This is a genomic window from Alterinioella sp. B-7 (genome assembly GCF_056857775.1).
The window spans coordinates 19,981-39,727 of the sequence record NZ_JBSXNT010000014.1 but is presented as its reverse complement, the minus strand read 5'-3'; the positions used below and the strand labels follow the sequence as shown (position 1 = coordinate 39,727).

Sequence of the window (19,747 nt, the reverse complement as noted above, 5' to 3'; positions counted from 1 at the left end):
GAGTCCGTCCAAAATCGACCAAACCGCCGCTCAGGCGGCACAAACGGCGCGAAAATCGCTGGCAACGGCGTCTGTCCGGCGCCAAACTGCCTTCAAGCCGAAGCCTCGGCGCAGCCGAAGGCGTTGATCAGACGTTCCCTATGTTGACGCCCTGTAAGCATCAATTCTTCCTCATTCGCTGTCATTGAGCGCTGTATCCGACTGGGCGGCCAGTCCTTCATCTCTAGATGTAGTGCGCCGAGCGGCGCCGGTGGCGCGGTCGTGGCGCGCGCGGAGACTGCTAACTCGGTATCGATTTCACAGGCTTCCATATTTCGTATCTCTGGCCTCATTGCATGATGCCGCTGTCCGCTGACTCCGTTGGTCGTATGTGTGCCCGGTTCGATCCCGGTCGATGCGGTTCGCGCGTGGTCTCCTGCAATGCCATGCGCAGGGCCTGCACGGCTCTGAGGGTCGGTGCCGGGACCGGCCCAGGGGAGAGCAGTCGGAGGAAACCTATCCAGTCCAGCTCGTCTTCCGTGAGGGCGCTGTCGTCTGGCAGCTTGATCCCCTCGATCATCTTATGGCGTTTCATTTCCGAAAGATCCCTCGAATTGCGTTGCGCGACCGTGCCGTCAATCTGGGGTTCGTATGATCGCTTGCGCTCCGGATTTCTTCGATCCAGCCGACTTCATGATCGGTGACTAGCGTGCCGAAAATCTGCTGCATCGCCTTGTTCGTAGTCTCGTTCCCGCCCTGCTGAAGCGCGAGTAGAAACAGGCGCTTAGGATCGCATTCAAGCGCCTTGGCAAGGGCAGGAACTCTATCGAGCGGCAACTTGGTCCTGCCACTCTTCAGCAGAGAGATCATGTTCACATTCGTGAATCCGGCCTCGATACCAATGTCGCGCTGGCTCTTGGGCCTCATTTCGAGGATCCGCTTGGTGAGGAACTGCGATAGTGCACTTCCTGAAAAAGGAGCTCCGGGGATCATGATCTGTTCATTTCCTGCTGCACGCAGCACGTCGCTGCTATCTCTCTTATAGAAGCGACATTGTTGGGTATGTCATTGGTGTAGAATAATAATTAAGCCGTTCCTTTCGACTTTGACTTTCCCGACCGGGGCTAAGAAACGCTACAGGTCTCCTGAATATGGCTGCCTCAACTGCACCCCGGATGCAGGCGGCTAGGCCATTTGGGTGAACCAACTCAACTCCGGCAACCTGAGCCGCGTCGAGGTGGTCAGCCGCTTCGCTCAGAGCCCCGAGTTCCGCACCGCCAACGCCGACGCGCTGGAGGCCTGGGGTATGATCGAGATTGCGAGGGCGAACCATGCCACCGCCAACGTCCTCACCGCCGGCCTGAGCCAACAGGGCGACGATGTCGTGCTCAACGATAACGGCACAACCATTCGCTTCGAAAGCACCACCATCAACCAGTTCGATACCGATATGTTCGTCTTCGTTTGAAGGCGTTCAGGCTGCCATGTTGCGCAGATGATGCTCAATGGCGCCCTCCAGATCGTCGTAATAGACCGCGCGACCCTGTTCGAGAACAATCCCGACATCGCAAAGTTCGCGGATCTGCGGCATGGAATGGCTAACCACGAAAGAGCCCGCATCGCGCATCCGGTCATCGAAAAGCGCGCCACTTTTTCTTTTGAAGGCGGCGTCGCCCACCGATGTGACCTCATCGACCAGATAGGTGTCGAAGGGAATGCCCATCGACACCCCGAAGGAGAGCCGCGCGCGCATCCCCGAGGAATAGCTGCGCAGCGGCATATGAAAACTGGTGCCCAATTCAGTGAAATCCGCGACAAAATCGGCCATCGCATCGGTATCAACCCCATAGATCCGGGCCACGAACTTGGCGTTCTGCGACCCCGTTAGATCGGGATGGAACGAGCCCGCGAACCCCACTGGCCAGGAGATTGTGCCGCTGGACAGGATCTCGCCCGAGGTGGCATCCATGGTGCCCGCGATCATCTTGAGCAGGGTCGACTTGCCCGCCCCGTTGCGGCCCAGAAGCGCCACCGAGGTCTTGGAAGGCACGCGCAGGTTGAGGTTGTCGATCACCAGCTTGCGCTGGCCGTGCAGCACGAATTCCTTGCGCAGGTTACGAAACTCGATCATCGCCCAAGCCCCCCGTCAGCGTCGGTCCCTGAGACTGTAGGCCAAGAGGATCACAACCGCCCAGATTAGGAACGCGAACAGCGAAATCATCGCCAACGTCATCGGTCGGTCGGGATATTGCGCCCGTTCGGCCAGTGTCGGGCGGATATGCGCGGCGAGGTACCGGCTTTGACGCCGGGCGTCGTTGCGGGCCGAATCGAAGGCCGCGCGCGAGGCCGTATAGGTGGTTTCGGCGAATTCCAGGTCAACCAGAAGGCGTTCATACTCGCCCACCAAGTCGGCGATCCCGGTGCGCCCGTCATCGGCGGCGCCAAGCACCGCGCGTTCGGCGGCAATGCGGGTCTCGATCACCGTGATCAGGCGTTCGGCCTGGGTGATGCGGGGGTCGTTCTCGCGCGCGGTCTCCTGCAGGAGGTCGAGCTGGATCAGCGCCTCCGCGAGTTGTGCCTGGAGGTTGGTCACCAGCCCCATCTGCCCCTGCGTATCGGCGGTCGGGTCAATGGTCTGGTTGGCATTGCGCCAACTGGCCAACGCGACGCGTGCCTCGGCCAGGCGCGCCTCAGCCTGTTCCAGTTCCTCGCGGGCATAGCCGATCGTGTCCTCGCGCGCGATCGCCGAGAGCGCGTTGATCATGGCACTGCTTTCCTCGAAGATCATCTGCGCGATGGCCTGCGCCTCTTCGGCGGTGAAGGCGCGCACCTCCAGGTCGATCAGTCCGGTGCCGCTGTCATAATAGATCCGCACCATGCGGTCCCAGTGATCGACCAGATCCTCAATCGTGCCGGGGGCGTGATAGGTGAAGATCGGGTCCAGCGCGGGGTCGGCGCGCGACCATATGGCGCGCAGGTCGAGCACCTGATCGAGCCGGGTGACCAGTTCCTGGCTTTGCAGGAATTCATAAAGAATGTCGGTGTCGGAGGAAGAGGAACCCGACAGGCTGGTGATGCCGCCCAGAAGCTCGATCGCCGAGCTTGCCTCCTCGGTGCGGACCGAGAAACCGACCTGCGAGGCATACTGATCGACTGCGCGGGTCCACAGATACCAGGTCGAGACCGCCATCGGTGCCGCCACCATGACCAGAAAGGAGACCAATATCAGCGCATGGCGGCGCTTGGGCCGGGCCAGCTGCGCCGTCGGACGGATTTCGGGCGCGGGGCCGCCGGGTGCTGCAGCAGGGGCAGAGGAGGAGGATGCCGTCGGCCCGGGCCGGGCCTGCTGTCTCCCGCCCTGTGGGGAGGCGTGCGGTCCAGCCTGGGGCCCGGCCTGCGGAGTGGCGGGCGTATTCGCCTGCGCGGGAGGCGTCGCCTCTGCCTCCGGTTTGTCGCTCGGCGGGGGCACCGGGCGCGGACCGGGCGTCGGGTTTGGGGGGATGGACACGTGTTAGACCGCCTTGAGCTTGAAGAGAGAAGGATTGTATCTCATTGGGCCCTGCTACATAAAGATCCGAGTTTTAGCCAGCTTTCCCGGACAGGTGCGACCATGGTCTCCATCCCCGATGGCGCCGCCACCGCCGAACTCAGGCCGGTGCGCACACGGCGCGGATTTCCCACGATCCGCGCCGTCGTCGCCCTGATACTGCGGGAGATGAGCACCACCTACGGGCGGTCGCCGGGGGGCTATCTGTGGGCCATTCTCGAACCCGCCGCCGGAATCGCGGTGCTGTCGCTGGTATTTTCCGTGGGTTTCCGCAATCCGCCGATCGGCACGAATTTCCCGATGTTCTATGCCACCGGCATGATCCCCTTCATTTTCTACACCGATATCTGCAACAAGCTGTCGCAGTCATTGAATTTTTCCCGCCAGCTTCTAGCTTACCCGAGCGTCACCTATGTGGATGCGCTGCTGGCGCGGTTCATCCTGAACGCCCTGACCCAATTGCTGGTCGGCTACGTGGTGTTTTCTGCCTTGCTGCTCTTCTACGAGACCCGGACTACACTGAACATGGACCAGATCGTGCTGGCCTATGCCATGGCCGCGAGCCTGGCGATGGGGATCGGGGTGATGAACACGGTGCTGATTTCGATGTTCCCGATCTGGCAGCAGATCTGGAGCATCGTGAACCGCCCGCTCTTCATCATCTCGGGTATCTTCTTCGTCTTCGAGACCATTCCCGAACCCTACCGCTCCTATCTGTGGTACAATCCGCTGGTTCATGTGGTGGGCACCATGCGTTCGGCATTCTATGCCAGCTACGAGCCGACCTATGTCTCGCCCGTCTATGTCTTCGGGCTGAGCCTGACCCTGCTGGTCATGGGGCTGGTCTTCCTGCGCCGCTATCACCGCGACATCATCAATTACTGACCTGCGGAAGGGCGCGCACAGTCCGGCGGGTTGTGGGCCTGCTGGTCCATCCTTACAAGGCGTCGAAAAGGTTGTGGCGCACTGCGATGGTGAGAAATTGACGAACATGATCTTCAAGACGCTCTCGGAAGAATGCTCTCATGAGAAAGTTCTGCGAAAGCTCTTTCGGGCCAAATGCGTCTATGATGGGCCGGTGGTCTTCACCGCGCCGCTGATGCTGATCGGGTTCACCAACCGCTGCGGATCGAACCTGCTGGCGAGCTACCTGCGGGCCGCAAAGGGGGTCTCCGGGTTCCAGGAACAGCTGAACCATGACGTGATTGCGAATGTGTCCCGCGAAGAGGGGATCACGCGGTTTTCAGACTATATTCGGCATGTCTCGAAAGGCGCAGCCCGGTACGGTTTCAAGGCCAGTGTCGAACAGGTCGCCATGCTGCACCGGCTCGGCATCACCAGGATGTACCCCTCGGCACAGGTCCTGCACATCACCCGGCGCGATACGCTGGCACAGGCGGTGTCCTTCTCGATTGCCGACCAGACCAAGCAATGGGTGTCCTGGCAGCCGCGGCAATCCGAGCCCCGTTACGACCGGAACGATATCGACCGACGGCTCGACTGGATCGCGCTGCAAAATGAATCGATGCGCGTGGCAGCCAGGATCTACGGCTTTGCCTATGATCAGATCACCTATGAAAGTCTGGTCAGGTCACCGCCCGAAGCGGTAGCGCGCGCGGCCGGGTTTTTCGGGCTGGAGGCACCCGCGACATTGCCGAAGCCGGGGCTGACACGGCAGGCCGACGCGATCAATGCGGGCTTCATCCAGCGCTACCTGGACGATGTCTGGTGCCAGTAAGGGCGATGAGGTAGGGGCTCAGGACGGCGGTTCGGCCAGGCTAAAGACCGACGGCTCAAACTCCGGCTCACCTTGCATCTCGCGCAGCCCATGCACGAATTTCTGCGGCTGCGACGGGTCGAGATGGGTCAGTTGCCAAGGCGCGTAGCGCCACCATCTATGGTGCAGCATGGCCGCGACCAGGCCCGGCGGCAGGCGCCATTTCTTGATCACCGCCGGGTTGCCCACCACCACGGCATAAGGCGGCACATCCTTTGACACCACGGCATGGGCCCCCACCACCGCGCCGTCGCCAATGGTGACACCGCCCGCGATATAGGCCCCGTGGCCGATCCAGACATCGTTGCCGATGCGGGTGATCCTGGCCTGGGTCGGCGGGCCGTTGAACTTGAACTTGTAGCGGTGATAGCCCTCGGATCCCTCGAAACCGTTGCCCAGATCAAAGAGCCGGTCACCGAGATAGAAGGCCGGGCTGGTCGAGACCCAGTGCATCGGGTGGTTCTGGCGCCCGATCTGCACCTCTTCGCCGAAGGAGCAATAACGCCCGATCCGCGCCCCGAAGCAATAGCCTGAGACCTGGTAGGAAAATGCACCCAGATGCAGCGAATGCACGTATTCGGTCCATTTCAGGCTGGCCGGGGCCTCGATACGGGTTTCGCAGGGCAGGGTGACGGTCCGCGCACCCTCGCGCCGCAAGACCTCGATACCTGCGGCGCGCAGCCGGGCGTTCTGGACGGAAACAGTGCTCACCTGGGGCTCTCATAGATTTCTGCGATCGTGGTCAGGATGTTCTGGACCAAATCGGCATCGGGTGCAAAACGAATCGGATAGCCGTTTTCTGCACGCGCCACCACAGCGCCCTGCGCGCCGATATCGAAGGCAAGAACCGGCAGACCGGTCGCCAGTGCCTCATGCGTGGTATAGGAGAAGGTCTCAGGCCAGATCGAGGGAATGAGCCAGCAAGTGATGCCATAGCGCGCCACCAGATCGCCGATCTGGTCGAGCCGGTAATCGCCATGAATGGCGACATGGCGGGGCAGGGTGTGGGCCGGGTCGATATTGCCCACCAACACCAGGGATATGTCGGAGTTTCCACGAAGGCGGCGGCCTAGATCCTCCAGCAGCCCCGCACCCTTCTGATAGCCGATATTGCCCAGAACCCCGATCACGGTCCTGTCTGAAACCGGGGCGGGCAGGCGTGGCACCGGGGCCATCAGCGTGTGCGGCTCGACCCGTAGCCTGTCCACAAGACCGGGCCAGGCGGCCAGCACCTGGTCGCGGCTGTTCTCGGAGAACACGGTGATGCGGGTTGCATCCGTCATCAGCGCCCCCCATTTGTCCTGCCAGTCTCGCAGGCTGACGCTGGTGCCATCGGGGCGCTCTGCGACATGGGCCGGGTCGGCGCGATCCGGCGTGACCGGGCCGCGATAGGTTCCGTCGCCATCGAGCAGGCAATACGAAGGCGAGACCGGCAGGAAATCGTGAAACAGCACTTCAATTCGGTCGCCGGCATGGGCGCGGCACAGATCGCGCAGGATATCGGGCAGCCCGGCCGGGTCCGGATCGCCGACGCCGCAGGAATAGACGATGCGGCGGATCCGGATCGGATTGAGAATTTCTTTAACATAACTAAGATTATTCGTCGTTCCTGCGACCTGGCCCGAAGGCAGCCGGATCTCGAGCTGGAACCGATCCTCGCCCCCCACGCGCAGCACGATGGACCCCTGCCCGCGCGCCAAATCCTCCGCGATGCCGCGTTGCAGGAAATGTTCGGCCCCGCCGCCCAGGGAATGCGCCAGGTAGATCGGCACCGGGCCTTCCGCCCGTTCGGCCAGCAGTCCGACGGCCAACGCCAGGCGTGGCACGATCAGCGGGTCGCTGCGGATGAAATCCTGCACCTCGCGGTCGAACTCCGGGTAGCGGCCCGACAGGATCGCGCCATTACGCTCTAACAGAGCCTGTTTCGTGTCCGATCCGAAGCTTTCGCCACCGCAGTGTTCAACGAAGAGATTGGGCAGGCAGATATGCCGCCCGCCAAGCGCGCGGGTCTTCTGGCACCAATCGACCTCTTCGCCGTAGCCGCGCCCGAAGGTGGTATCGAACTCCGGCACACGCGCCAGAAACTCTGGGTTCAGGGCCATGCAGAAGCCGACGCCGGTGGGGGCTTCGGGCAGGATCGCCACCGGATCGAACCGGCGCGCCAGCACATCCAGCGCATCACCCTCGCCGGGGGCCAGCGTGCTCCGGGTGCAGATCTCGGGGACCGACAGAAGCTCGGCATCGTTCGACATCGGGGTAACGCTGGCAACGGTCTGATCGCGCCGGATGGGCGCGATCAGACGGCTGGCCCATGCCTGCGGCACCAGTGCGTCGGAGTTGAGCAAAATGACCGGATTTCCCGAGGTTAGAGCCTGTTTCAGACCCTTGTTGACGCTGCCGATGAAGCCGAGATTCTCGGGGTTTTCCAGAAGCGTCACGGTATCCTGCCTCATCTCTGCCCAATCGCGCAGGAAGGGACGGACCTGGGGGTCGCTCGACCGATCCTCGATCACGATCAGGTGCCAGGGCAGGTCGGTCTTGTCCTCGACACGCGCCAGCACCTCCGGCAGCAGGTGGAAGGCATTATAGACCGGCAGCACGATGGTGACGGGCTGGTCCAGGGGCGGCGCGGGCGGCGGGGTGTCGGGGAAAAGCCCGTCCTGCAACGGCAGGGCCACGGGCGTCACGTTGAGATGAAGTCGCGCCTTGACGCGGGCCTTGGCCTGCGCGCGTCGGGCCGGATCGCGGGCTACGCACCAGCCGATCACCGCGGGCAGCGCCCGTGTGCCGTCGACCACGAAACGCAGGGGAATGGGGAGGGTCCCGGTCGCGCGCTCGGCCTCGGCCTCGTGCAGGTGATGCGCCGCGTAGCGCACATACAGGCCCCGGATGCGGTTCAGCACGGCTCTACCCTACCCCCGTCTGGACCAGCGGCCCGTTGCAATTGGCCCCCGGCGCACCGGAGCGCGCAGAGATGTATCGCCACGCTGCGCGGCTGTCCATCGGGGTGCCCGCGGTCAGCGAAAATCAGCCCTGTCTGCGCCGGAACAGGTTGCCGATGGTCTGGAATACCAGATCGAAATCGTAGCAGGTGCTCTGGTGGCGCTGATAGATCAGGTCGAGCCGCGCCTTGCGCGGGATGCAGATCCGGCAATAGACATCGTCGGTTTCCTCGGCGGTGGTGCAGGCGGACAAGAGCCGGCCCTCATGCTTGTGAAAGACGATGGTGGCGAGCCCGGTGGCGCCGGGGCGGCTTTTGAGCACCTCGCCGTAAACCTCGGGGAACCGCTCGACATATTCGCGCAAGGGCGGACGCGGCCCGACAAAGCTGAGATCGCCCTTGAGGATGTTCCAGAGCTGTGGAAATTCATCCAGCCGCTTGCGGCGCAGCCTCTCGCCCGTGGGCGTCACCCGCGCCGCCTTATGGGCACCGGACACGCCGCTGTCGTCATCGACCACCGTCATGGTGCGGAATTTCCACAACCGAAAACTCTCAGTCGGGGATTTCATGCGCTCGGCGGCATAGAAGATCGGGCGCCCGTCCTCCCGCCAGACCACCCAGGCGAACCACAGGATGAAGGGGCCGAGGATCACCACCAAGAGGCTGGCGAAGAAGAGGTCGAAGATGCGCTTGCGCCAAGTCATTGGGGTGGTTGTGCTTCCTTATAGGCCCGCCATTCGGCCACCAGGACGGGGGCGGTGCCACTCGCGGGATCGAGCGCTGTAAAGCGGCTGAGGGGGGCCGTGTCCAGCGCAACCTCGGCAATCGCGGTCTCAGGCGCTGCGCGCGGGGTCCAAGGATGATCTGCCGCCTCCAGCAGCGCGCCCATCTCCACCGTGCCGGGGGTGGCAACATTGAGGATCTCGGGCAGCGTCCTGCCCTCTCCTGCCGCGCGGCACAGATCCGCCAGCACAGCCGCCAGCGTGACCGGGCCGATATAGCTGCGCCGGGGCGTGCGGCCATCGGGGAATTGGTCCAGCGTCATGGTCGCCCCCTGCCCCACCTGCCCCAGGATCTGGTCGGCGCCCGCGACATTGCCGATACGCAGACAGGTGACGGGTCCGCCCGCCGCCAGCACCGCCCTCTCCATCGCGAGTTTCGTCTCTCCATAAGGGGCGGCGGGCGTCACCGCGTCGCTTTCCCGGCAGAGTCCTTCGGCACGGCCATAGACAGCCGCGGAAGACGCCAGCAGATGCGGCCGCCCGCCCGCGGCCCGCTGCACCGCCAGCGCCAGGTAGGTGTTTTCTCCCATGTCGCGCCCCGAAGCCGGGGTGACGCCGGCCAGGTTGAGGATCACGTCGGCCCGCGCGCAAAGCCTCGCCAGCCCCACCGGGTCGCCCAGGATATCGCAGCACGCCCATGCGGCCCCCGGCCTCTCGGCGCGGCTCTGCCAGATCGGCTCCAGCCCGGTCTCACCAGCGCTCCAGGCCCATCGCAGCATGGTGCCCAACCGACCTGTGGCCCCCAGAACCAAAACCCGCATAAAATCGCCTTTCTGCGTGGAAGTCATTGACCCTTCGGGCCGGTCCCGTATTTTGCGTCGAAACAGGCACCGCCTTCAATATGCAGCGAGCGTAGCACCTACATGACCCAATTCTGGCGGATCGGCGGGCTTTTCGGCTTATGCCTGCTTCTCGTGGCCTGCGCCCTGCCGCGCGGCGCGGGCATGGAGCGCGAGATCATCAGCGGGTCGAACAATGCCGATGCCGATTTCGCCGTCTACCCCGTCACCCGTGCCTTCCTGCCGACGCTGGCGGAATGGCCCGTCACCGGCGAGCCGGAACTGAACTGGATCACCGCCAGCGCCGGGTCGCGCAGCCAGGTCATCGCGCCGGGCGATATGGTCTCGATCGCGATCTGGGACAGCAATGACAACTCGCTGCTGACTGCGCCCGAACAGCGTGTCGTGGGACTGGAGGAGATGCGCGTCAGCGCCAGCGGCACCATCTTCATGCCCTATATCGGCGATCAGCGCATTTCCGGCCTGAGCCCGCAAGCCGCGCGCGCGCGGCTGCAACGCGAATTGGAAGCCATCGTGCCCTCCGCCCAGGTGCAATTGTCGATGTCCGAGGGCCGGGCCAATTCGGTCGACCTGGTCGGCGGTGTAGCCGCCCCCGGCGCCTACCCGATGCCGGATCGCAACTATACTGTGCTTAGCCTGATCTCGCAGGGCGGCGGTGTGCGTGCCGATCTCGCCAATCCGCAGATCCGGCTGATGCGTCAGGGCCATATCTTCGGCACCTCGATCAACCGGCTCTATTCGGAACCCGCCCTCGATACCCGCCTGGTCGGCGGCGACCGGGTCATCGTCGAGGAAGATGAGCGCTATTTCCTGTCGCTCGGCGCGGCGGGGCGTCAGGATCAGCACCCGTTCACCCAGGATATCGTCACCGCGCTGGATGCGATGGCGATCATCGGCGGCGTCACCTCCAGCCGCGCCGATCCCGAAGGCATCCTGATCCTGCGTGAGTACCCAACCTCGGCGCTCCGCGCCGGTGAACGGGGTCCGCGCATGGAACGCGTCGTCTTCACGCTGGATCTGACAACGTCGGACGGGCTCTTTTCCGCGCGCAATTTCCGCATCCATTCCGGCGACCTGGTGCTGGCGACCGAAAGTCCGGTCACATCTGTGCAAACCGTCTTCGGCCTGGTCGGCAATGTCTTCGGCCTGGCGCGCAGCGCTAACAGCTTCTGAAGCGATCAGACCGGCATCGCGATCGGGCGGGCGGCGGCAGGGACCAGCGCGTTGATGCGCGCGATATGCGCGGGCAGGCAACGGGTCAGGAAATCGTAGTTTCCCACCACATGGGTGCGCGCTGCCACCCCCAGATGGGCGTAATCGCCGGGGGCGGCCAGAACCTCAGCCACCTGTGCGGCCAGCGCTTCCGGATCGAAGAAATCGACCAGCAGGCCGGTTTGCCCATGCGTCATCGCCTCGCGCACCGGGGCGACGTCCGAGGCCACGATGGTGGCCCCCATCGACATCGATTCGAGCAGCGACCATGACAGCACGAAGGGCACCGTCAGGTAGATATGGCAGCGGCTGATCTGGATGATCTTCTGATAGTCTGCATAAGGCACCCGGCCCAGGAAATGCACCCGGTCCCAATCCAGCCGGTCGCCGACCTCACGCTCCATCCGGGCACGGTAGCCGCCCTCGTCAGCCGCCTTCTTGCCATAGGACGCCTCGTTGCCGCCGATGATCAGCGCGCGGGCATTGGGACGCGCCTCCAGGATATGGGGCAGCGCGCGCATGAAGACATGGAACCCCCGCGTCGGCTCCATGTTGCGCGCCATATAGGTGAAGATCTCGTCCTCGCGGCTCACGGGCCGACCCAACCGGTCCAGCATCACCGAAGCCAGCGAATCGGGGCGCAGCAGATCGGTGCGGATGCCGTCATGGCAGGTGTAGATCTTGGAATGGAAGCTCTCGGGATACGTGTCGCGCTGCCAGCGCGTCGGCGATTGGCCCAGATCGACGGTTTCCAGGTTGATGAAATTCACCGCGTTGCGGGCATGCATGATGAAGGGCGTGTGGGGGCTCGAGGGAAACTCCGGATCGAAGCCGACCGAGCCTCCCTTGGCCAGGAAATAATACTCGAAAAAGCCGATCACCGGCACATCGGGCCAGACGATCTTGGTGAAGGTCAGCTCGCCCCATCCGACATGGCCCAGGATCAAGTCAGGCTTGAACCCGGCCTTGTCCAGCGCCTGTAGGGCCTGCGCCGCGCCGAAGCCCGACCCCGCACATTCCTCCCAATAGCGGCTGAGGCCATAGGCGTCCTTGGCAGGCCGGTGATGCGGCGTATAACGTAGGATCCGCACCCCGGGCGTATCCGGAACGCCCTCGCGTTGGGTCAGAAAGACTATCTCGTGCCCGCCCTGGGCGATCAGCCAGTGCAGCATCTCGCGATACTGGCCGGGGTAGTTCTGATGGATGAAGAGTAGCTTCATGTCGGTGCCCGCGTCACAGGAGTCCCAGAAGATACTGCCCGTAGCTGCTCTTCTCGAACATCCGCGCGCGCGCCTCCAGGTCCTCGGCGCTGATCCAGCCCTGCTCAAAGGCGATCTCGTCTGGGCTGCCAGCCTGCAAGCCTTGCCGCGATTCCAACGTGCGCACGAAATTGCCTGCATCCAGCAGGCTGCCATGCGTTCCGGTATCGAGCCAGGCATAGCCCCGCCCCATGGTCTGCACCGACAGCGCCCCTTCCTCCAGATAGGTCTGCAGAAGGTCCGCGATCTCGACCTCGCCGCGCGGCGACGGGCGCAGGGTGCGGGCGCGGTCCGGTGCGGTGCCGTCGAGGAAGTAGAGTCCGGTCACGGCGTAGTTCGAGGGCGGGTCGACGGGTTTCTCGATGATGGCTTTCGCCGCGCCATCCGGCCCGAACTCCACCACGCCATAGCGTTCGGGATCGGCCACATGATAGCCAAAGACGGTTCCGCCCGCCGGCTGTTCATCGGCACAGGCCATCAGCTCGGGCAGCCCGTGGCCGAAGAAGATGTTGTCGCCCAGAACCATCGCCGAAGGCTGCCCGTCCAGGAACGCCTCGGCCAGCAGGTAGGCCTGCGCCAGCCCCTCGGGCTTGGGCTGTTCGATATAGGTCAGGCTGACGCCCCATTGGGCCCCGTCGCCAAGCGTGTGCTTGAACTGGACCTGGTCATGCGGCGTGGTGATAATGGCGATCTCGCGGATACCGGCCAGCATCAGCACCGAGAGGGGATAGTAGACCATCGGCTTGTCATAGATCGGCAGAAGCTGCTTGGAGACGCCAAGAGTGATCGGGTAAAGCCGGGTGCCGGTGCCGCCCGCCAATATGATGCCCTTACGTTTGTTCATGCCTCTTGCGCCTCGAGTTCCGCCAGGACCCGCGCCAACCCTGCGCGCCAGTCGGGACGCGACAGGCCGAAGTTGCGGGCCGTTTGCGCACAGTCTAGCCGGGAATTGGCCGGGCGTAAGGCAGGGGTCGGGTATTGCGATGACGCGATATCGGTGACGGTGCAGATGATCCCGGCCTGGGCAAAGATTTCGCGCGCGAAACAGGCCCAGGACACATCCGGGGCACCGCTGAAATGATAGGTGCCAGATTTGGCCGGATCCTGCACCAATTGCCCTGCAATAGAGACGGTTGCGGCGGAAATATCCGCCGCCGGGGTCGGGCCGCCGACCTGGTCCGAGACGACATTGAGCGCGTCCCGCTCGCACCCAAGACGCAGCATCGTCTTCACAAAATTATTGCTATGGGCGGAAAACACCCAAGACGTGCGCAGAATCGCATGCGTGCCCCCTGCCCCGCGCACCGCCCTTTCGCCCGCCAGCTTGGTCCGGCCGTAGGCCCCGAGCGGGCCGGTGGGAGCATCGGGGGCGAAGGGGGTCTCACCCGTGCCGTCGAAGACGTAATCGGTAGAGATATGGACAAAGGGAATGTCCAGCGCGGCGCAGGTTTCGGCCATCGCACCGGGGGCGATGGCATTGACCCGTTCGGCGAGCACCTCATCCGCCTCGGCGGCATCGACGCCGGTGAAGGCCGCAGCATTGATCACGGCTTGGGGGCGATGCGCTCGGATGGCGACGGCGCAGGCTTCAGGGTCGGTCAGGTCGGCGGCCTGCCGGTCCAGCGCGGTGATACCGTCCGTTCGTTGCAGCTCACGCGCGACCTGCCCCGTCTTGCCAAAGACCAGGATCATGCGTCCGTTCCCAGACGTTGCCCGACGCCCTCACGCGCCTGCAATGCGCGCCACCAGGTCTCGTTCTCCAGATACCAGCGCACGGTCTTCTCTAGCCCTTCCTCCAGCGGCACGGAGGGCCGCCAGCCGAGGTCTTCCCGGATACGGGTGGGGTCGATCGCATAGCGCAGATCATGGCCGGGGCGATCCTGAACAAAGGTGATTTGCCTTGAATAGGATCTGTTTTGGGGTCTTTCGCGGTCTAGGATGGCACAGATCATACGCACGATATCGATGTTGCGCGCCTCATTCTCACCGCCGATATTATAGCTGCGCCCGACCTGGCCTTTCTCCAGCACGGTCAAAAGCGCATCGGCGTGATCCTCGACATAGAGCCAGTCTCGCACATTCTCGCCCCGCCCGTAGACCGGGATCGGCTCGCCCGCAAGCGCCTTGAGGATGACAACGGGGATCAGCTTTTCGGGGAAGTGATAGGGCCCGTAATTGTTAGAACAATTGGTCAGCAGCACCGGCAGCCCGTAGGTCTCGTGCCAGGCCCGCACCAGGTGATCGCTGGCCGCCTTGGAGGCCGAATAGGGGCTGCGCGGATCGTAGGGTGTCTCCTCGGTGAACTGGCCCTCGGGCCCGAGACTGCCATAGACCTCATCGGTGGATATGTGATGAAACCGGAAGTCTTCCGGCCGCCACTGCCCTGCCCAGTAACTGCGCGCGACCTCCAGGAGGTTATAGGTGCCTGTGATATTGGTCTCGATGAAATCCCCGGGGATGTCGATCGAGCGATCGACATGGGATTCGGCGGCCAAATGCATCACCGCGTCAGGCTTGTGACGCTCAAAAACAGTGTCTAATGCAGGGCGATCGCGAATATCCACATGCTCGAACGCATAGAGCGGGCTGTCCGCCACAGAGGCCACATTCTCGAGGCAGGCGGCATAGGTCAGCGCATCGAGGTTGACGACGTGACAGCCGCGCGCCACTGCCTGACGCACCACGGCCGAGCCGATAAATCCCGCCCCGCCTGTCACCAGAAGTTTCATGTCAGGCCTCGTCCCAGGTGAAGGGGCTGTCCAGATACTGGAACCCAGGCGCGGCGGCGTCCTTGTCCGATAGGACCGGTCCGCGGCCCTCAAGCCCCCAGTCGATCCCGATATCCGCGTCGTCGAAGCGCACCGCGCCTTCGCATTCGGGCGCGTAATAATCGGTGCATTTGTAGATGATCTCGGTCTCGGCCTCGCGGGTGGCAAAGCCATGCAGAAAGCCCGCTGGCACCAGCAACTGCTTGCCATTCTCGAAGCTCAGTTCGACCCCGACCCACCCGCCATAACTGGGCGAACCCTGGCGGATATCGACCGCGACATCGAAAAGCCGCCCGCGCCCGCAACGCACCAGCTTGTCCTGCGCATGCGGCGGGGCTTGGAAATGCAGGCCCCGCACGGTGCCTACCTCTGCCGAAAAGGAGTGGTTGTCCTGCACGAAATCGTAATGCAGCCCGTGATCGGCCATCAACCGGGCATTCCAGCTTTCGCAGAAAAAGCCCCTGGTGTCGCCAAAGCGGCGCGGCGTCAGGATTTTCACCCCAGAAAGGGCCGTGTCTTGGATTTTCATGAGGATTTCAGCACATATATATCCCGTGATTGTTCCTGTGCTTAGCAAGCCAGCCCGCCGTCGTCACGCCTTGCAATGAGGGAGGGGGGCGCGCAGATCTAGGAAGCCAATGACCGGTTCAACACGCAGGTCGACCTGCTTCTGGCCAACGACATGGATGCCCGCGTGACCCATGCGCCCCGAAACCAGGATCACGCCACGCGATTTCCTGCCCTCTATCAAGAAATCCCGCCTGCCGAAGTTGCGGAGTTCCTCCGCCAGTTGATGACAAAAGCCTACTGGAGATTGATCTCCGACGCCAAGTGAACACCCTGCCCTAGCCACGCGCCACGCGCTGTTTCACCCAGGCGAGGAACGCCTTTTGCGGCACCGTCAGGCGGGGGCGGCCCGATATGGCCCAGAAGGCGCGCCATTCGGCCTCCAGCGCATGGACATCCCATCCCGGGGCCAGGGCGCGCGCAGCCTCATGCGCGTCGGAAGGCAGCACGGGCGCGGCCCGCAAGGGCCCTTCGACCACGGCATCGCGCAAACTGAAACGGATCATGTCACCCTCCTCCTCCGCCATCTCGTAATCCGGCAGATGGCCCGCCGCGATCATGTCACGCAGCATCTTGCGAAAGACGCGCCGCGGGCTGGCCGAGCCCGATTTTTTGAGCAGCAGATCGACCGAGACGCGCCAGCTGTCCTGGCGGCCGCAATGCTTGCGGGCGATCTCGTAGATGCGGCGCTCCAGCGGCTTTCTGAGGCGGAAATAATCGCGGCTGAGCGTGAGGACCGATTTCGCCATCACCGCCCGGAAGAGCCAGTCCGAGAGCGTCACCGCCACGCTGACCATGCGCCCGCCGCGCGCGTGGCGCACGATCTCCCAGGATTCGATCAGGCCGAAGCCCGATGTCACCTCATGGCCACCGGTCTCCAGGTTGGTGGTGATGCGAGTGCCTGCGAGCCGCTCAAAGGCCTCCTTGAGGCGGCGATAGGCGTCGCCGGAGGTTTCACGGTTGGTGGCCACCAGCAGGTCATGCGCGCGCAGATGCAGCCGGCGGCTAACGGTCTTCCCGGCATTCAGCGCGGCCATCAGTTGGCTGATGCAATAGATCAGGATGTCCTTGTCATGGATCGTGGCCAGCCCCTTGACGCTTGGCGTGACCTCGATCTCGACGTCGTTATGAGCGTAGCGCAGGATACGCCGGTCGGGGCGCGTCGACAGCGAGAAGATCGGATGCTCCATCGTCACCATGTCATCCTTGGGGATGGCATCGAAAATATCGCAGAGGAAGAAATCCCCCTGAGGGTGGCGATCGGGCAAAAGCCTGCCCAAACTGGTGATGGAACTGCTCACGGGGACCCGACTCGGTGTTTCGTGGTTTTATTGACGCCAACCCTAGAGTTATCCACAGGAGCCGTCCAGCGCTGCCATCGGGGGTTTGGAATCGGATCAGCGGGGGTTTGGAATCGTCTTATCGGGGGTTCGGAGTCGGGTGGCTCATGCGAAACACCTGAAATCCGTGTAAAAAGAGGGCATTGCCAGATCAGGAAAAGCCCTTAACACATATATAACACATCTCTAACAGGGCAGATTTTTTCGCCACAGACGGTTCACCCGGCCCCTTTCCCTGCATTTGCTGAGAAATTACGCCTGAGATGCGGCTTTTTCTTCCATGTTATGCGTTTTAACGTATATTAAAGAAAACACGGCACATGAGGCGCGGGCATGGCGAAGGACAGTGTGGGGACACCCCCCTATTTCAATATCGATCCTGATGCGGCACTGGCGGAATTGGATGCGCCGCTGTCGAGTGCGGGCTTTTCGCGGATTGCGCAGGCCTGTGCGCAGGGACGCGCCGATCTCGCCTCGCGCGGGATGGACGAAGAGGGGCAGAAACGCCTGCGGCTCTTTTCGACCTGGGAGATCACCCGTTACCTGATTCCGGTGGCCCAGGCCCATTTCCGCCGCGTGCTGAAGCAGAACTCAGACCTGCCGCAAGGCCGTTCCGAGACCGAAGGCGGAGCCAAGTGGTTCACGCTCGATGAGGTGCTGCGCCTGCGCAGCCATTTCGCCTCCGAGGGGTCCAAGGCCAAGGAGTACCGCCCCTACCGACCCGAGGGGCTGGCGGCCAAGCTGGTGGCGGTCGCCAACTTCAAGGGCGGGGTCGGCAAGACCTCGACCTGCGCACATCTGGCGATGTCAGCGGCACTAGATGGCTACAAGGTTCTGGTGATCGACCTGGATTCCCAAGGTTCCATGACCTCGATCTTCGGTGGCAGTGTCGAGGATGAATGGCAGACGGTCTTCCCGCTTCTGGCGCGCCATTATGCAGGCTATCTACGGGCCGAGAACCAGCGCCGGATGGATCGCGGCGAAGCGCCTCAGCCCCTTGATGAGACCCTATCCGAGGCTCTTTCCATCACTGCCGACGACATCATTCAAAAAACGCATTGGCCCAATATCGACCTCATCGGCGCGCAGCTCAACCTCTACTGGGCCGAGTTCCAGATCCCGGTCTGGCGCATGAACGGGCGCGGCTGGAAGCTGTGGGATGCGCTCACTGAAATGTTGGAGGCCGACGGCGTCTTGGATGCCTATGACCTCGTCTTCATCGACACGCCCCCGGCGCTTGGCTACCTGACCATCAACGGGCTGGCCGCGGCCGATATCCTGTTGGTTCCGCTCGGCGCCTCCTTCCTGGAGTTCGACAGCACCGGGCGTTTCTTCGACATGCTGCATTCCACCTTCGCTTCGATCGAGGAGGGTGAGAACATGGCCGCCCGTGCGCTTGGCCGCGACGAGATGGCCTTTCAATGGGACGCGGTGCGCGCTGTGATCACACGCTACGATGACAGCCAGCAGGCCGAGCTTGGTGCCCTGATGCAGGCCTATCTGGGCCGGACCCTCAGCCCGCACAGGCAGGGATTTACGGCACTGATTGGCCAAGCTGGGGAACAGGTGTCTGGCATCTACGAGGCCGATTACCGCGATTTCAACCGCGAGACCTATGCGCGCGGGCGCGAGACATTCGACGCCACCTATGCCGCGTTCAAGCGGCTGCTCCTCGGCATTTGGCGGCGCGAGGAGCTGGCGACGAAGAAGACGGATGAACTTGGGGCCGCATGAGGCTGAAAACAGTCTCTAAATATAGGTCTAGAGACTGATACGGACGGAGAGCATGATGGCAAAGCGCAGACGCTTGACCCCGGCCCGGATCGGGATGTGGGAGGAAGAGGCCACCGCCCCTGCCCCGCCGATTGCGCGTGTTGCGGGCGATGCTTCGACCGTCTCTGCATTGGAGGAAGTAACGGCGGAACTGGCCCGTGCCCGCGCCGAAGGACGGCTGGTGCTGCCGCTGGCTTTGGACGCCATAGACGAAGGCTATCTGGTGCGTGACCGGATCCTGGCCGATGACGAAGACCTGAAGGCGCTTATCGACAGCATCCGTGCCCGTGGCCAGCAAACCCCCATCGAGGTGGTGGCAATGGAGGGCGGGCGCTATGGCCTGCTCTCGGGCTGGCGCCGATTGGCGGCTCTGCGCAGGCTGCACGCGGAAACCGGGGGCGAGTCTTTCGCCCTTGTGCAGGCCCTGTTGCGGACGCCCGAAACCGCGTCTGATGCCTATGTGGCGATGGTCGAAGAAAATGAGATCCGGGTCGGTCTCACCTATTTCGAACGCGCCCGGATTGCGTTGAAAGCGGTCGAACAGGGCGTGTTCGCGGATCGCCGCGCGGCGCTTCAGGGGCTCTTTGGTTCTGCCTCCCGCGCGCGGCGCTCCAAGATCGGCAGCTTCATTCCTGTGGTCGCCGCGCTGGATGGGGCCTTGCGCTTCCCGGCCTCTCTGACGGAACGGCTTGGGCTCAGGCTCGCCAAGGCGATGGAGGGATCCGAAACCCTTGCAGAGAGCCTGAAGCAGACTCTTCTACGCGAAACACCTGCAAGTCCTGAGGCGGAACAGGCGCTGATCTCCAAGGCGCTAGCCCCACCCGCTAAACCACGCGGAAACCGGCCCGGAATGCGCGAATTGCGGCCCGGTCTGGCGGTGCGCGAAACCGCCAAGGGCTTCACTATCAGCGGTGCGGCCCTGACGCCGGAGCTGAGGGCGCAATTGCTGAGCTGGCTGGAAACACCCCGGTGAGCCAGTGTTTCGCATGCGAAACATTCCCC

Annotated in this window: 21 protein-coding genes; 8 read left to right on the top strand and 13 right to left on the bottom strand. The window is 63.3% G+C overall.

Annotated elements, in window-relative coordinates; translation table 11 throughout:
- A partial coding sequence (locus tag AC13C7_RS00895) for a hypothetical protein (RefSeq protein ID WP_482866313.1) occupies nucleotides 1–188 on the top strand: 188 nt, incomplete at its 5' end.
- Between the two features lie 382 nt (nucleotides 189–570).
- Here AC13C7_RS00895 and AC13C7_RS00890 read toward each other — a convergent pair.
- Nucleotides 571–1,002 (bottom strand): XRE family transcriptional regulator, encoded by a 432-nt coding sequence (locus AC13C7_RS00890; protein ID WP_482866312.1) that lies wholly within the window; start codon nucleotides 1,000–1,002, stop codon nucleotides 571–573.
- A 175-nt stretch (nucleotides 1,003–1,177) separates the two neighbouring features.
- Between AC13C7_RS00890 and AC13C7_RS00885 the strand changes: the two genes are divergently transcribed.
- Nucleotides 1,178–1,447, top strand: coding sequence for a hypothetical protein (locus tag AC13C7_RS00885; protein ID WP_482866311.1), 270 nt, complete (start codon nucleotides 1,178–1,180; stop codon nucleotides 1,445–1,447).
- A 6-nt stretch (nucleotides 1,448–1,453) separates the two neighbouring features.
- Here AC13C7_RS00885 and AC13C7_RS00880 read toward each other — a convergent pair whose 3' ends face one another.
- Both AC13C7_RS00880 and AC13C7_RS00875 read right to left on the bottom strand, forming a co-directional pair.
- Nucleotides 1,454–2,110, bottom strand: coding sequence for an ABC transporter ATP-binding protein (locus AC13C7_RS00880; RefSeq protein WP_482866310.1), 657 nt, complete (start codon nucleotides 2,108–2,110; stop codon nucleotides 1,454–1,456).
- Between the two features lie 15 nt (nucleotides 2,111–2,125).
- Complete coding sequence (locus AC13C7_RS00875; RefSeq protein ID WP_482866309.1) at nucleotides 2,126–3,202, bottom strand: KpsE/RkpR family capsule polysaccharide export protein; 1,077 nt, start codon at nucleotides 3,200–3,202, stop codon at nucleotides 2,126–2,128.
- Between the two features lie 387 nt (nucleotides 3,203–3,589).
- On the opposite strand from AC13C7_RS00875, the gene AC13C7_RS00870 reads away from it, so the two are divergent.
- Nucleotides 3,590–4,411 (top strand): ABC transporter permease, encoded by an 822-nt coding sequence (locus AC13C7_RS00870; RefSeq protein WP_482866308.1) that lies wholly within the window; start codon nucleotides 3,590–3,592, stop codon nucleotides 4,409–4,411.
- A gap of 106 nt (nucleotides 4,412–4,517) precedes the next feature.
- A complete protein-coding gene (locus AC13C7_RS00865) occupies nucleotides 4,518–5,264 on the top strand; it encodes a Stf0 family sulfotransferase (RefSeq protein ID WP_482866307.1) in 747 nt (248 codons plus the stop codon).
- 18 nt (nucleotides 5,265–5,282) lie between these two features.
- Here AC13C7_RS00865 and AC13C7_RS00860 read toward each other — a convergent pair whose 3' ends face one another.
- The 4 genes from AC13C7_RS00860 to AC13C7_RS00845 form a co-directional block, all read right to left on the bottom strand.
- Nucleotides 5,283–6,014 (bottom strand): CatB-related O-acetyltransferase, encoded by a 732-nt coding sequence (locus AC13C7_RS00860; protein ID WP_482866306.1) that lies wholly within the window; start codon nucleotides 6,012–6,014, stop codon nucleotides 5,283–5,285.
- The gene (locus AC13C7_RS00855) at nucleotides 6,011–8,206 is read right to left on the bottom strand and encodes a glycosyltransferase (RefSeq protein WP_482866305.1); all 2,196 of its coding nucleotides are present in this window, start codon (nucleotides 8,204–8,206) and stop codon (nucleotides 6,011–6,013) included. Before AC13C7_RS00855 ends, AC13C7_RS00860 begins: the two co-directional genes overlap by 4 nt.
- A gap of 124 nt (nucleotides 8,207–8,330) precedes the next feature.
- A complete protein-coding gene (locus AC13C7_RS00850) occupies nucleotides 8,331–8,948 on the bottom strand; it encodes a sugar transferase (RefSeq protein WP_482866304.1) in 618 nt (205 codons plus the stop codon).
- Entirely contained in the window at nucleotides 8,945–9,787 is an 843-nt protein-coding gene (locus AC13C7_RS00845) for an NAD-dependent epimerase/dehydratase family protein (protein ID WP_482866303.1), read from the bottom strand. Before AC13C7_RS00845 ends, AC13C7_RS00850 begins: the two co-directional genes overlap by 4 nt.
- Nucleotides 9,788–9,889: 102 nt before the next feature.
- Between AC13C7_RS00845 and AC13C7_RS00840 the strand changes: the two genes are divergently transcribed.
- Nucleotides 9,890–10,999, top strand: a complete 1,110-nt coding sequence (locus tag AC13C7_RS00840) for a polysaccharide biosynthesis/export family protein (protein WP_482866302.1) — start codon at nucleotides 9,890–9,892, stop codon at nucleotides 10,997–10,999.
- Between the two features lie 5 nt (nucleotides 11,000–11,004).
- On the opposite strand, the gene AC13C7_RS00835 is transcribed toward AC13C7_RS00840, so the two are convergent.
- From AC13C7_RS00835 to rfbC, 5 genes are read right to left on the bottom strand one after another with little or no spacing between them, the layout of a single operon-like run.
- The gene (locus AC13C7_RS00835; protein ID WP_482866301.1) at nucleotides 11,005–12,258 is read right to left on the bottom strand and encodes a glycosyltransferase family 4 protein; all 1,254 of its coding nucleotides are present in this window, start codon (nucleotides 12,256–12,258) and stop codon (nucleotides 11,005–11,007) included.
- 13 nt (nucleotides 12,259–12,271) lie between these two features.
- Complete coding sequence (rfbA, locus tag AC13C7_RS00830) at nucleotides 12,272–13,141, bottom strand: glucose-1-phosphate thymidylyltransferase RfbA (RefSeq protein ID WP_482866300.1); 870 nt, start codon at nucleotides 13,139–13,141, stop codon at nucleotides 12,272–12,274.
- Entirely contained in the window at nucleotides 13,138–13,989 is an 852-nt protein-coding gene (gene rfbD, locus AC13C7_RS00825) for a dTDP-4-dehydrorhamnose reductase (protein WP_482866299.1), read from the bottom strand. Before rfbD ends, rfbA begins: the two co-directional genes overlap by 4 nt.
- Nucleotides 13,986–15,026, bottom strand: a complete 1,041-nt coding sequence (rfbB, locus tag AC13C7_RS00820) for a dTDP-glucose 4,6-dehydratase (RefSeq protein ID WP_482866298.1) — start codon at nucleotides 15,024–15,026, stop codon at nucleotides 13,986–13,988. Before rfbB ends, rfbD begins: the two co-directional genes overlap by 4 nt.
- A 1-nt stretch (nucleotide 15,027) precedes the next feature.
- Complete coding sequence (gene rfbC, locus AC13C7_RS00815) at nucleotides 15,028–15,594, bottom strand: dTDP-4-dehydrorhamnose 3,5-epimerase (RefSeq protein WP_482866297.1); 567 nt, start codon at nucleotides 15,592–15,594, stop codon at nucleotides 15,028–15,030.
- Between the two features lie 153 nt (nucleotides 15,595–15,747).
- On the opposite strand from rfbC, the gene AC13C7_RS00810 reads away from it, so the two are divergent.
- Nucleotides 15,748–15,900 (top strand): hypothetical protein, encoded by a 153-nt coding sequence (locus tag AC13C7_RS00810; protein WP_482866296.1) that lies wholly within the window; start codon nucleotides 15,748–15,750, stop codon nucleotides 15,898–15,900.
- A gap of 10 nt (nucleotides 15,901–15,910) precedes the next feature.
- On the opposite strand, the gene AC13C7_RS00805 is transcribed toward AC13C7_RS00810, so the two are convergent.
- Nucleotides 15,911–16,933 (bottom strand): replication initiator protein A, encoded by a 1,023-nt coding sequence (locus tag AC13C7_RS00805; RefSeq protein ID WP_482866295.1) that lies wholly within the window; start codon nucleotides 16,931–16,933, stop codon nucleotides 15,911–15,913.
- 372 nt (nucleotides 16,934–17,305) lie between these two features.
- Here AC13C7_RS00805 and AC13C7_RS00800 point away from each other — a divergent pair, with 372 nt between their 5' ends.
- Together AC13C7_RS00800 and AC13C7_RS00795 are read left to right on the top strand one after the other, a co-directional pair.
- Nucleotides 17,306–18,706, top strand: coding sequence for an AAA family ATPase (locus tag AC13C7_RS00800; protein ID WP_482866294.1), 1,401 nt, complete (start codon nucleotides 17,306–17,308; stop codon nucleotides 18,704–18,706).
- 55 nt (nucleotides 18,707–18,761) lie between these two features.
- Nucleotides 18,762–19,718, top strand: a complete 957-nt coding sequence (locus AC13C7_RS00795) for a ParB/RepB/Spo0J family partition protein (RefSeq protein ID WP_482866293.1) — start codon at nucleotides 18,762–18,764, stop codon at nucleotides 19,716–19,718.
- Nucleotides 19,719–19,747: the final 29 nt, after the last annotated feature.